Here is a 12569-nt window from a genome sequence, read left to right as displayed (position 1 = left end):
TAAAGCCAAGGGCAAGCCCTTGGCCGGATGGAGCGGTATCCCCGACCTTCCGCGCCTTCGGCTTGTGCAGGCCGGGTGATCCCCCTCCGCTCCATCCGCCCTTGTCCTTTGCACCCCCCGGTTTCGCCAACGGGCAGGTTTGCAAGCGCGCCTTGCAAACCAAACCCTAAAGGAGAAAACCATGAAAGCCGAGAGCACCAAAGCCGATGTCTATACCCGCGTCACTGACAAAATCATCGCCAGTCTGGAGGCCGGAACCCGCCCATGGATGAAGCCATGGCAGGCGGGAGGCGGTGCCCCGTTTCCCCGGCGTGGCTGCGGCCAGCCTTACCGGGGTATCAATGTCTTGCTGCTGTGGGCTGAAAGCGTAGAGCGTGGTTATCGGGCCAGCACTTGGATGACCTACAAGCAGGCCGCCGAACATGGGGCGCATGTGCGCAAAGGCGAGAAGGGGGCGATGGTCGTTTATGCCGACACCATCCACCGTATCGAGACCAACGACAAGGGCGAAGATGTAGAACGCGCGTTTGGCTTTATGAAAGCCTATACCGTGTTCAACGTAGAGCAGATCGAAGGGCTAGACGCGGGGGTTTATCCGGCGGGTGCTGCGGATGATGAAGGCCAAGCCGTTGACCTGATAGAACACGCGGAAAGCTTCTTTGCCCGCACCGGGGCGGTGTTCCGGCATGGCGGATCGTCAGCGTTCTATGCGCCGGGGCCGGATGTGATCCAGCTTCCCCCGGTACCGTCTTTCCGCGACGTTGAAAGCTACACCGCGACCAAAGCCCATGAATTGATCCACTGGACGGGCCATCAAGACCGCATGGCGCGGGAATTCGGTAAGCGTTACGGCGACCGGGCCTATGCGTTTGAGGAACTGGTGGCCGAGATGGGCGCGGCGTTCCTGTGCGCCGATCTTTCCGTCACACCGGAACTGCGCGCCGACCATGCGGACTATCTGGCCTCATGGCTGGAAGTGATGAAGGAAGACAAGCGGGCGATCTTCGCCTCCGCCAGTCATGCGCAAAAGGCCATGGATTATCTGCACGGGTTGCAGGCGAAAGCACCAGCGCCGCAAGAGCAGCTTGCCTTGTTCGCAGCATGAGCGAGAAAGCAGAAGCGCCGGGTTTCCCCGGCGCTTTTCTTTGTGTGGCCCATCTTGGCAGACGGGCAATTCGCGCCCCCGGCTGATGCCGCCCGCGCCCCCCGCCCGGATGGGGAAGCCTTGCGCCCTTTGCTAGGAATCCGCTGTGGTGCAAGGTCAGTTCATTTCATCCGAGAACCAGTGAATCCCCGCCCGCACGCCCCAATACTGCATTTTGGTGAACACGGCATGGGCTTCACGGAAGCGGACACCCGCAAAACACTGGGCAAAGCGCATGAAGCTTTGCGCCGATGCGTTGAGAGAAACCCATTCCGGGTACTGGTCACGCACTGCTTGCATGACCGTTCCGAGATCAGGGTAATCCTGTTCCATGACGGGATCATTCCAGCCATCGGTGCGCCCGATGAAGAACTCAAAAGCTTGCCATACCGGAAGCAGCTCGGCCCACCGCGCGGGGGAGATGTTGAACACTTCGGACTCTTCGGGTGATAGTTCGCACCAGTCCCAGCCCTGCCAGTGCTCGGGATCGGCGCGATACTCCGTGAGGCTTCGTGCCATGGCATCTTGGAGAATGATTTTCAGCATGTGAACTCCTTTCTGGCCTTGCGGGCCTTGTTACAGGGAAGGGATCAGGGTTCGCGGGACAGGCCTCTATCGCGTCCCCGCTCAGGTATGCGTTCACTGGCGCGCTCAGCGCCGTCTCGGAATTGGCCTTTCAGGTCAGGCGGTGTTTTGCCATCTTGTTGCTGATAGGCCGCGATGTCGCGGTGCAGTTGCTCCATGTCTTTGTCATGGGCCTGCTTTTGCTGGCGGGCCATCAGGTGCAGGCCTTCACGTTCTTCGAGGTGTCGGACGATCAGGGTGTCTTTTTCTCGTCGGTCACGCTGCCATGCGGTCAGGGCTTCCTGTTCATTCGCCTTGGCCTGTTTGGCGTAGCGGCCTGTGATCCGATCCCACAGGCCGCGCACGCCCCGGTTCAGGCGACTGGTGCGCTCGGCTCTTTCCTTGGTCTGGCGCTGTTCCTGTGCGGCGGCAAGGTCAGCACGTTCTTTGCGCTGGCGCTGCACCAGTTGCGCCCGCTGCATGGCAAGTGCGGCCTTGTGCTTCTGGCGCGCGGTTTCCGCTTCGGTGACATAGGCCCGCAGCGTTTCGGTCATGCGGGCGGAAATCTGAGCTTGCGCCTGCTCGACGCTGGGCAGGTTTTGAAGGCCATCCAGCCGTGCGCGGACATCCTTGGTCTTGACGTTTGACCACTTGGCAATCGCATAGACCTGTCCCCGAAAATCCACCGCGACAAAAGCGCGGCGATCCCCTTGCGCGAGGGTGTAGCCCTGATGCGCCAAGGCGTGCGCGTAAGCCTTGCCCGAATCTGCCTGTTCCCAGCAGCGCTGAAACATGGCTTTGAGGGCTTTCGGGTCTTGCTTCGCCTGCTTGGCCTGTTCCCATTCGCTGCGGGTGAAGTTCAGCGGGTCACGTTGCGCGCCAGCAACCAAGCCGCGCGGCATATTCCACCCGTGTTCCCGGTACAACTGGCGGGAAACGTCTTGCAGCTTGCGCTTGAAGTGGGGCAGGTTGACCGCCTTCATGTACTCAGAATCAATCCGCGACCACACGACATGCGCGTGGCGGCGGCCTTCTTTCTCGTGGAAGACGATGGCGCGGGGCTGGCCTTGCAGCCCCAGCTTCTTTTCTGCCGCCTCGATAGCGGCTTCAAAGGCTTCGGTGCTGATATGTTCGCGTGGCGGCGGGTTCAGGCTCAGGGAGAACAAAGGCTGTCTAGCCCGTGTTCCCCGGCTGGTGGCCTCGATTTCCTGAAACGCGCCATGCAGATCATCGGCGCTGAATCCGCGCAGTTCATGCACCTCGACATGCTCGTTATCACGGGCATTGAGCAGATGGGTGGCAAGCTGGCTTGCGCCGCTGCGTTGGCTGCCTTTGAGGATCATGGTTCGCACCTCAAGCCCAGCGCGGTCAGCAGGGCATGGCGCATACGGCGGACATCCTCGCAGGCTTCGATAAGCGCTTGCTCCGTCTCCATGGTCACGAGCAGCGAACCCGTGTTCGCGGCCTTGGCCAACTGGTTGAGGTTGCTGGAAAGTTTTGAGTGCCCCAGTTCGGCCAGCAGCCTGGCAAGGGCTTGTTGATCAGCTCCGGGCTGGCGACGGGTGCGGCGCGGGGTTGTCACGTTTCCGAGCAGTTGCGCCCGGATATAGACCCCGAGCGGCTTGCTGCCTGCGCGGCGGATCAGTTCAGCCCGCTCTACAGTGCTCAGGCGTAGTGAGAAGGGCGGCGCGGGCTTGTCCCCTTGAGGTGGCGGTGTCGGTGTGCTGGCCTTCTGGAATTCCCCGGTAATGGGTGGGCGGTCGAGGCTCATGGCTTGACCTCCTTACCCGGTTGCAGCGCGGGGGAGTTCAGGCGCTTGAGTTCAGTGTTCCAGTTTGCAAGTTCCTCTAGAATGGCCTCATTGCGGTTCGACGTTTCAGCGTCGAGGTGCGCCAGCGCCACGCGCCGTTCTCCGCAGTTACCCTGATCCTGTCCTACCAGTAAGCATGGTGTAAGTGTCGCCGTCTAATGTTCACCGCATAGACGTCGACAGGCGTCTTCACAGCACCGTTCCTGCTCCTGCTTGGGGGGCTGGCCCGGCTTATAAGATCCGCCGATTCATCAGGCGGTCAGAAAATACGGAGACAAAACATGCAGGATCCTCTTGTAGGCCGGATCACGGCCAATCCCCGTTATCAGAATCTGGTCAAAACCCGGCTGCGCCTGGGTTGGATTCTGACCATCATCATGTTGGCGGCGTATTACAGCTATATCGGCATTATTGCGTTCGACAAGGAATTGTTTGCAAAACGCCTGGGCGAAGGTGTCATGACCGTCGGCATCCCCGTGGGTTTTGGGGTCATCGTGCTGGCCGTGGTCATTACCGGCATTTATGTATGGCGCGCCAACACCAAGTTCGACGCCATGGCCCGCGAAGTGCTCGAGGAGGTGCGTAAATGAAGCATTCCCTTCTGCGTTCGGGCCTGGTTCTTGGCTTGCTCCTGGCCAGCCCTGCCTTGATGGCGGCTGGCGGCGATCTGGGCGAGCTGAAAAAACAGGCGACAAACTGGACGGCCATCGGCATGTTCGGTGTTTTTGTGCTGGCCACCTTGTGGATCACCAAGTGGGCGGCCGCCCGCACTAAATCGGTGTCCGACTTCTATACGGCTGGCGGCGGCATTACAGGCTTTCAGAACGGGCTGGCGATTGCCGGCGACTATATGTCGGCGGCCTCGTTCCTGGGGATTTCCGCCGCGGTCATGATCAATGGCTACGACGGTCTGATCTACTCTATCGGTTTTCTGGTGGGCTGGCCCATTATTACGTTCTTGCTGGCCGAAAAGCTGCGCAATCTGGGCAAGTTCACCTTTGCCGACGTGGCGGCGTATCGTTTCCGCCAGGGGCCGATCCGTGCCTTTGCCGCATCGGGCACGTTGGTGGTGGTGCTCTTTTACCTGATCGCGCAGATGGTCGGTGCGGGTCAGTTGATCAAGCTGCTGTTCGGGCTGGAATACTGGATGGCCGTGGTGCTGGTCGGTGTCCTGATGATGGTCTATGTGCTGTTTGGTGGCATGACGGCCACGACCTGGGTGCAGATCATCAAGGCTGGTCTGCTGCTGTCCGGTGCTTCGTTCATGGCTTTGATGGTGTTGGCACAGTATGGCTTTTCGCCGGAAAAACTGTTTTCCGCCGCCGTGCAGGTCAAGACCGATGGCGCTTTGGCTGCGGGCAAGGATGCCGTCGAGGCGTCCGCGATCGGTCAGGCCATCATGGGACCGGGCAACTTCATCAAAGACCCCATCAGCGCCATCTCCTTTGGCATGGCCCTGATGTTCGGTACTGCCGGCCTGCCCCACATTCTGATGCGATTCTTTACCGTGCCCGATGCGAAGGAAGCGCGTAAATCCGTGTTCTGGGCCACGACCTGGATCGGCTATTTCTACATTCTGACCTTCATTATCGGCTTTGGCGCTATCGTTCTGGTCTCCACCAATCCCAAGTTCCTGGATAGCGCGGGCGTGTTGATCGGCGGCACTAATATGGCGGCCGTCCATCTGGCTGACGCTGTGGGTGGCGACATCTTCCTGGGCTTTATGTCGGCTGTGGCTTTTGCAACCATTCTGGCGGTGGTGGCGGGTCTGACGCTGTCGGGTACTTCTGCCGTGTCGCATGACCTGTACTCCACGCTGATCAAAAAGGGCGATGCGACCAACGAGGAAGTGCTGCGCGTTTCGCGTGTCACGACGCTGATGCTGGGCGTGATCGCCGTGTTGCTGGGCATTATCTTCGAGAAGCAAAATATCGCCTTCATGGTGTCGCTGGCTTTCGCGATCGCTGCTTCTGCCAACTTCCCGGTCTTGTTCCTGTCCATTTTGTGGAAGGGGTGCACGACGCGTGGCGCAACCATCGGCGGGTTCCTGGGCTTGTTCACGGCTCTGGTCCTGACCTTGCTGTCGCCGTCGGTCTGGGAGGCCACGTTTGGTAATCCAGTCGGCTCGGCTCCATTCCCTTACGCTTCGCCTGCGCTGTTCTCCATGCCCTTGGCGTTCGTGGCTATCTGGTTGTTCTCGGTGCTGGATAACAGCCCGCGCGCTCAACTGGACCGCGACGGTTTTGCCGCCCAGTCGGTGCGTTCCGAAACCGGTATCGGTGCTGCGTCCGCTTCGTCGCATTGATCTGTTCCCTGGAGGGCACCCTTGGGTGCTCTCCTCTGCGTTCCGAGCTGCCTTACCGGGCGGTGCGGATTTGTGCCGGCGTGGCTACCCGTCTCGCCGGCTTTTTTGCGTCGGTATGCCTCGGTCTAGCCAAGCGTCAGCCATGGCCAGACGAGCTTATGCCTGGGGCAGACCGTCGAAGCGTTCGTAGAAGTAGGGAGCGGCCTCGGGAGCATGTTCGTCTTCGGCGCGCAGCGTGTGCAGAATGTACTGCTCGGCTTTGACGCTAACCAGGCGGTAGATGGTCCGGCATAGTTCGTAGGCTTGTTTGCCAGCCCAGCCAGCTGGCAGCAGTTCGATGGGCAGTTGCGGATCGTGCAGCTGGATGCGGCGAAATTCGTGGATCAGCAAGGTTCGTACGGCAAAAGCCTGTTCCGCGCTGTAGGGTTGGCCCGTCTGTAGCATGTCGCGTACGGGCATGAAACGCTGGATGAACTCCCCATAGCCTTTGGCCACGTGAGCCAGGTCCCAGCTTTCTTCTATCAGTTGCGCCAGTGGCCGGGTCTGAGGTAAATCGGATGGCTCCAGTTGGGCGACGTAGACTTGGCCGCGTGCCTGGGTGGCTTGTAGGATGTAGTCCAGAATGGTGTGGTCTGGATTGGGGTGCAGAAAAGCCGTGGGCGAGAGGGCGCAGAAGCCTTCCCAGAGCAGTTCTTTGCGCAGGTCGGCGCGCTGTTTGGAGTTCATCATCAAGCCGGGCAAGCTAAAGACCAAGGTCCACTTTCCGTTCCAGGCCAGATAAGTAGGCGTGTAGATGCGCTGGTAGGCGTGCTCGAATCGCTGGCTGGCTTCCGGGCGCAGCGTGTACTGGCTGCGCCGGCCTTCGCGCTGGGCGCTAAGCCAGCCTTCCTCGGCCAGCCTGTAGACACTGGTGCGCACCAGGCGGTCGCTGATGCCGAATGGGGCCAACAACTGGATCAGGCTGCCCAGCCACAGCTTGCCGCCGTGTGGGCGTATGACATCGCCAAACAAGGTCATGACCAGAGATTTGGCGCGTGGAGGGCGATTTTCAAGATGGTGGGCGGCCCAAAGGGCCAGGTCGGAATGGGAAGGATCGGACATTGTTTTTGTATGGGCGGCTGAAGTCGGACGGATCGCCTGCCTTGTCAGGCCTGTTTTATGCATTGATTATAAAGCGCCAACTGCGCAAGTACCGGAATCTGCATGGGACTGTGCGGGCTTTGGCGTCATGCCGGCTGCGATGGTCCACGGGAGGCTTGAATTACAGGTAGGGGCTGGCCAGCCAGATCAAGCGGTTGCGTAGGCGCTTGCCAAAGGCAATGGCGGCCAGGGATTCCAGGCTGACGGCTTGCGCATCCTCGATTTCCTTGTCGATGATATTCTGGATTTGGCGGGCCGTATCTCGACTGTATATTTCCACATCCAGCTCGAAGTTCAGCCGCAGGCTGCGCGGGTCCATATTAGAGGAACCGACGTACGACCAGGCCCCGTCGATGGTGATGAGCTTGGAGTGGTTGAATGGGCCGCTGGCGCGCCAGACGCGGCAGCCGGCGCGCAGAACCTGATCCAGTTGTGCCGTCATGGCATAGTTCACCAGTTTCAGGTTGTTCTGTCCGGGGATGACGATATCGACCTGGATGCCCCGGCGCGCGGCGGTGTTCAGCGCACCCAGCAGGATTTGATCGGGCAGGAAATAGGGCGACTGAATGCGTATGTGCCGCTGCGCCACGGCAAAGGCCCCCAGCAGCATGTGGTGCGTGCTGGCCATGAAACGGTCGGGGCCGGAGCAGATGCAACGGGCCGGTACGTGAGGTTTGGGTGGGTTCCAGTTATCGGCGCACCATAGGGAATGAGGCAGCACTTCCCGGGTGGTGAATTGCCAGTCGTGGGCGAACGAGGCCGCCAATTGCACTACGGCAGGACCTTCCAGCCGGAAATGCGTGTCGCGCGTCGGCTGGCCGTCCGAATAGCGGGCCATAAAGCTTTCGCGCAGATTCATGCCGCCCGTAAAGCCAATGGCTCCATCGATGATCAGCAGTTTGCGGTGGCTGCGCAGATTGGCATAAGGCATGCGCATGAAGCCCAGCGGGTTGGTCATGAACAGGGCGCAGCGTATTCCCTGGCGTCGCAGCAGGCGCACAATCGGAATGCGGGAGTACTTGGCACCGATGGCATCGACTAGCACGCGTATCTGTACGCCGCGCGCATGGGCTTGCGCCAAAGCCTGCACAAACTGCTCACCCAGCCGATCACTGTCGAAAATATAGCTTTGCAGGGCAATGGTGCTGCGTGCTTCATGTATGGCTTGCAGCATGGCCGGATAGGTCTGGTCGCCGCCGTCGAGCACCTGCACATTATTGCCGCTGCGCAATTGGCTGCGGCTGATTCGGTCGCCCAATATTTGCAGGGAGCGAAATTGCGCGCCCGCCAATGGGCCGACATCCGAGACCGGCGGATAGGTGTACGAAACCTGTTCGCGAAAGGCATCGGTGCCGTGATCGAGCAGGTTTTGCTTGCGCACGCGGTTGATGCCGGCGATCAGGTATAGAAAAGGTCCCAGCAAGGGGGACATGATGATGACGCCCACCCAACTGATGGCAGCGCGCACATCGTTCTTGGTCATGGCTGCGTGGATGGCGGCCGATGCGCCCACCACAATGCTCAGAACCAGGGCGATATGGGGCCAGTAGTCCTGCAGCAGGGCACGCAACTGGATTACGTGCTCCTGCATGTGGCCTCGCTGTCGCTGGTCGGCAAGGGCAAGGCGGGGCGTTGATACAGGGCCTGTATCCAGGCCGGGTTGGCCGAGCCTGGGCCGGCGAGTTTCTGCAGGCGCGAGGGCGCGCGCCAAACCCCGCCGCCTATGCCCGGTGACGGCTCAACGCCATACCAATACCATTGACCATCGGCGTCCTGGGCCAGCCAGTCCCAGCCGGCCGGTGCCTGCTCCCATTGGAGAGAAGCGCATTCCATTCGTGTGCCTCCAGGAAATCGGGACAGACTAGGGTATAAGAAAGTGCGGGATTGTGCCAGTTTTCGTAACAAAGCGGCTGGCGTGGGGGTGGTGCAGCAGTAAAACGGATGCTTGAAACGCAAAAAAGCCCATCGGGTGATGGGCTGAGTTCGTCTTTTTCGTTAGGCTACAAGCTGAAATGTTCCCGGGATTTTTTTCGGCGGGTTTTCTTGTAGACTGAAAGAGAAATTTTGGGGTGACCGATGGGGCTCGAACCCACGACAACCGGAATCACAATCCGGTTCACATTCTAGGATTCATGCGGGTTACAGAAGAAACGTGGTGACATGGGCCGCTCGGCGCACTGAGATCCCATGCGGGTTTCAAGAGGGCGGTCACCACGTTTTAAGCGCTGGTTTTGATGCGAACCACGCGCCGGCGGTCGTAGACTTTGCGGGTGGTCGCTGGGTTGGAGTGGGTCTCTGGATTCTGGTTGCGCTCCACCATTCTCGTTACGTAGTAGGCCCGCAGATCGTGGAACGTGAAACGGTCCTGCCCATCCTTGGCCCAGTCCGCCATGATCTTTGCCCACATCGCCTTGAATCCTTGTTCTGTATAGGGTTTACCCGACCTGTTGGTCCAGAGATACACAGAGCTGATCGCGCCTGGACGCTCGATGGCTTTCAGCTCTGTGAGTATCGCCCTTAGGGAATCAGTCCATTCGATCAGGCCCCGTTTTTCAGGGTCGTCGACGCGTCCCTTCGCGTACGTCACGCGGATTCCGTCTGGCGTCAAATCCGCTTTTTTCATATTGATGAACTCGGCCCGCCTGCGGCCAGTCAGTGCTATGAATTTTGCCATCAGGCCGATCACATGCGATGACGGCCCTTTTGCCTTGGCTGTCAGGCAGAACGATTCGATTTCTTCCCACGACGGGCATCGTGTGCGGGGGCGCTCCTTGTTCTTGCGCACTTCTCGGCATGGGTTCTTGATTGCGATCCCGGCTTCGATCCCAAACTGAAACGCAGAAGACAGCATTGCAACTTCCTTGTTCGCCTGGGAGGGGGCGCTGGCCCGCTCAATGCGCAGGTAGCGGGCGATGTGTGGCGGCAAGATGTCGCTGGCCTGCATCTGCCCAAACACACGCAGGATTTGCTTGCTGTAGCCCAGGTAATCCTGCTGGGTTCGAGGGGAAATATCGTTCTTGAAATTGCTGCTACGGAAATATTCCCGCAGCAGCTCTGTCACCGTCCCCGTGTCAGGCGCCCGCTGTTCCATCTCCAGCACGCGCTTGATGGCCTCGGCCCTGTCGTGTCCCAGGTTGATGTAGCGCCTGTCGTAGGTCAGGTACCGATACGTGTACCCGCCGCCCTTGCGCTTACGTGCGTCCATCCTGGGCAGTAGCCCCAGGTGACGATTCTTTTTCCGCGATGCAATCATGAAACACTCCAGGCCGGCTCGGCGGCGGCGCGCTTGTTTTGTGTGGGCATGCCCAGCATGCGTCGGTCGTGGAACTCGCGCAGCACCCGCGGCCATCTGTCTGTGCCGCCAATGACAAACGGCCAGTCGTTGCGCTCCAGCCACCGAATCATGGCGGGGCGAGTAATGTACCCCGTCAATAGCCGCAGCTCATCGGGGGTGAGGTATAGACCATTTGCCATGGCTCCTCCCATCAAAAACCCGCCACGGGGGCGGGTAGATTCCAATCCTCGGCCGTTCTGGCCAACATTTCCAAAATTCGATCCTGCGTCATGTGGCTTGCCGGAACTCCCGCAAGAATCGCTGCCGTAGCTGCTCGCCCGTGAGGTCTTTAGCGTTTTCCGGGTTGTTCATCCAATTCCACATCCGAGTTGCTGGGAATTGAGCGCGAGTGACTTGCTGTTGCAGATTCTCGATTTCGCACGCCACGCAGGTGCGACCGCGATGCACTTGGGCTTCACTGTGTTTCTCACAGCTGTAGTTCATGTCTTTTTCCTGATCAGAATTAAATGGGGAGACTGTCCACCCACTTGAGGAACAGCTCCCAAAGTGTTTTGCGGCCAGCCTCTGCAGCCTCGGGTGAAATGCTCATGCGCCCTCCGTGTTGGTCTGTGCCTCGCGCAGCATCCGCAGCAGGGCAGTGCGGTACTCGCCCAGGCTCTGGTACGAGATGGCCAGGGCATCGCTGGCGATGAATGCAGTGATGTGTGCAATTAATGAGGTTTGATTCGTATGAGGCGGGCGGCGCGCCAGCTGGATGGCCTGCTGAATCTCATCCGCGCTTTCTGCCGCCTCAATTGTTTTGCCGTCAAATGTCTTCACGTATGCCCGTATCCCGTGCCAGTTTGGGCCTGCCTGAGCGACCCGGGCAATTGCGTCTAGGTGCAGGTAATGACGCCGCCCGTTCATGTCGGTGATTTGAATCATTGGTCTTGCTCCTGGCAGTCAAAGTCACACAATAGCCCTGCCAGCCTGCTGACCTGTTGGGCCAGTAGAGCCACTCTGTCCTGCTCATTTAAAACGGGCATTACCACGAAATCGACACCCGCCTTAGCCAGATCCTGCGCCGTAATCAACGATTTCCGCAGATCAGCGGGGGCTGCTCTTTTCATGCCTGCTCCTTACGGGCTGCGTCGATGGCTGCCCTCGGGTCGTCTTTGAATGCGCGCCCAATCACGCGCTCATGAGGCTTTGCCATGTGGTGCCCGATCACGATCCAATCCACATCGGCATCGTCGCCGCCGGATCGAACGCTAATGCAGCGTAGATCCCAGTAATTGTCTTGCAGCAGATTCAGTCGCTCGGTATCCGCGTTGCCTTCGACATGCCCCTTAGCTGCATCACAGTTCTCGCAATGCCCAGCAGCGGCGATGAACCCAGCGACGGCTATCGGCCGGGTACTGGCCGCCTCAGCAATGCCGCGTAGCTCAATGGACAACCGGTCAGCACCGCTTACAGGTTGCTGCGCTGGCGCTTGAGTAGTGGAACTTGCCAGGAGGTTGTACCGATCCCCGCATTTCGGGCACGCGGCCGTCATCACGCTTTCTCGTTCGCACCCTTGGCAGCGATCCGTCTCTGGCATGGGGCCGATCCAGTCGCATTCCGAGCATGCTGCGTTATCAGATGACGAGTCATTGATACCAACGTGTCCGCACGAACTACATTCGCGCGCCTCGACAAACCGCCAGTCAGCACTAATTGCGGACTGCTGCGCCTGGGCGGCAACGGGGGCGGCGAGCACCGGATTGGCGGCTATCTGTAGCAGGAATGCGCGTAGAGCCTTCCATTCGTGATTACGACATCCGCTATCAACGTAAACCCGGTACTGGTCACCTTTCTTGCTCACGAACTCCCGCGCTGCTTCCAGCGTCACATAAGTGGCGAAATGCTCCCATGTCTCTTCTATACCGGTGCGGGTGTAATTGTCCGGCACGTTTCCAGATTCTTGATATGCGGCTTCGAGCACCGCTGCATCCTCGTCATCAATCTGCTCGCCTTCGCAGAACCAGCCAATGTTGTCGGTGTAATCCAAGTCCAGGCCGGTAATCAGATTGCGTTTCTCAACGGTGAATATCGGATCTGATGTGCAGTGCTCGAAATCATCGGCGGCGATGCGCTGGGCCATGAGAAGAATTGCATCTGGCACGGCCACTGGCTCCGCGCTAACAGGTGCGCTGTTTTGTGTATCTGTGCTCATCGACGTTTCTCCTTCAATTGCGGGTAATTAGGATTGGGGGCGGCTTTGGACGTAACGGAGATGAATGCGCGTGTTCCGTATACCTGCGCTGCGCGTTGAAGGTTGAACGCTTCTTGC

14 protein-coding genes are annotated in these 12569 nt (G+C 59.4%); 3 read left to right on the top strand and 11 right to left on the bottom strand.

The annotated features are described in order from the left end of the window. Positions 1-181 precede the first annotated feature (181 nt). Complete coding sequence (locus AADW57_RS13440) at positions 182-1105, top strand: ArdC family protein (RefSeq protein WP_279975948.1); 924 nt, start codon at positions 182-184, stop codon at positions 1103-1105. Positions 1106-1261: 156 nt separating this feature from the next. Here the strand turns inward: AADW57_RS13440 and AADW57_RS13435 are convergent, their stop codons facing one another. Genes AADW57_RS13435 through AADW57_RS13425 form a run of 3 tightly spaced genes read right to left on the bottom strand, consistent with a single transcriptional unit; the run spans position 1262 to position 3479 of the window. Further along, a complete protein-coding gene (locus tag AADW57_RS13435) occupies positions 1262-1690 on the bottom strand; it encodes a hypothetical protein (protein WP_279975946.1) in 429 nt (142 codons plus the stop codon). A 44-nt stretch (positions 1691-1734) separates the two neighbouring features. Continuing rightward, positions 1735-3051, bottom strand: a complete 1317-nt coding sequence (locus AADW57_RS13430) for a relaxase/mobilization nuclease domain-containing protein (RefSeq protein ID WP_341667403.1) — start codon at positions 3049-3051, stop codon at positions 1735-1737. Beyond that, positions 3048-3479 (bottom strand): hypothetical protein, encoded by a 432-nt coding sequence (locus AADW57_RS13425; protein WP_341667402.1) that lies wholly within the window; start codon positions 3477-3479, stop codon positions 3048-3050. The genes AADW57_RS13430 and AADW57_RS13425 overlap by 4 nt, the downstream gene beginning before the upstream one ends. 320 nt (positions 3480-3799) lie before the next feature. Here AADW57_RS13425 and AADW57_RS13420 point away from each other — a divergent pair, with 320 nt between their 5' ends. Both AADW57_RS13420 and AADW57_RS13415 read left to right on the top strand, forming a co-directional pair. Continuing rightward, positions 3800-4108: a DUF485 domain-containing protein gene (locus AADW57_RS13420; protein ID WP_341667401.1), complete on the top strand. Its 309-nt coding sequence runs from the start codon at positions 3800-3802 to the stop codon at positions 4106-4108. Beyond that, complete coding sequence (locus tag AADW57_RS13415) at positions 4105-5823, top strand: cation acetate symporter (protein ID WP_341667400.1); 1719 nt, start codon at positions 4105-4107, stop codon at positions 5821-5823. Before AADW57_RS13420 ends, AADW57_RS13415 begins: the two co-directional genes overlap by 4 nt. A 156-nt stretch (positions 5824-5979) precedes the next feature. Here the strand turns inward: AADW57_RS13415 and paaX are convergent, their stop codons facing one another. The 8 genes from paaX to AADW57_RS13375 form a co-directional block, all read right to left on the bottom strand. After that, complete coding sequence (gene paaX / locus AADW57_RS13410) at positions 5980-6924, bottom strand: phenylacetic acid degradation operon negative regulatory protein PaaX (RefSeq protein ID WP_341667399.1); 945 nt, start codon at positions 6922-6924, stop codon at positions 5980-5982. Positions 6925-7084: 160 nt separating this feature from the next. Beyond that, positions 7085-8554, bottom strand: coding sequence for a phospholipase D-like domain-containing protein (locus AADW57_RS13405; protein WP_341667398.1), 1470 nt, complete (start codon positions 8552-8554; stop codon positions 7085-7087). Continuing rightward, positions 8539-8796 carry a hypothetical protein gene (locus AADW57_RS13400; RefSeq protein WP_341667397.1) on the bottom strand — a complete coding sequence of 86 codons (258 nt, stop codon included), beginning with the start codon at positions 8794-8796 and terminating at the stop codon, positions 8539-8541. Before AADW57_RS13400 ends, AADW57_RS13405 begins: the two co-directional genes overlap by 16 nt. A gap of 385 nt (positions 8797-9181) precedes the next feature. Continuing rightward, positions 9182-10216 carry a tyrosine-type recombinase/integrase gene (locus tag AADW57_RS13395; protein ID WP_341667396.1) on the bottom strand — a complete coding sequence of 345 codons (1035 nt, stop codon included), beginning with the start codon at positions 10214-10216 and terminating at the stop codon, positions 9182-9184. Beyond that, complete coding sequence (locus AADW57_RS13390; protein ID WP_341667395.1) at positions 10213-10437, bottom strand: DUF4224 domain-containing protein; 225 nt, start codon at positions 10435-10437, stop codon at positions 10213-10215. The genes AADW57_RS13395 and AADW57_RS13390 overlap by 4 nt, the downstream gene beginning before the upstream one ends. A 406-nt stretch (positions 10438-10843) precedes the next feature. Beyond that, positions 10844-11182: a hypothetical protein gene (locus tag AADW57_RS13385; RefSeq protein WP_341667394.1), complete on the bottom strand. Its 339-nt coding sequence runs from the start codon at positions 11180-11182 to the stop codon at positions 10844-10846. Further along, positions 11179-11367, bottom strand: a complete 189-nt coding sequence (locus tag AADW57_RS13380) for a DUF1382 family protein (RefSeq protein ID WP_341667393.1) — start codon at positions 11365-11367, stop codon at positions 11179-11181. Before AADW57_RS13380 ends, AADW57_RS13385 begins: the two co-directional genes overlap by 4 nt. Continuing rightward, complete coding sequence (locus AADW57_RS13375; protein WP_341667392.1) at positions 11364-12452, bottom strand: hypothetical protein; 1089 nt, start codon at positions 12450-12452, stop codon at positions 11364-11366. The genes AADW57_RS13380 and AADW57_RS13375 overlap by 4 nt, the downstream gene beginning before the upstream one ends. Positions 12453-12569: the final 117 nt, after the last annotated feature.

Source organism: Alcaligenes sp. SDU_A2, assembly GCF_038237375.1.
Classification (GTDB): domain Bacteria; phylum Pseudomonadota; class Gammaproteobacteria; order Burkholderiales; family Burkholderiaceae_B; genus Alcaligenes.
Note: the sequence above shows the minus strand (reverse complement) of the source record. Positions and strands in the feature narration are given on the sequence as shown.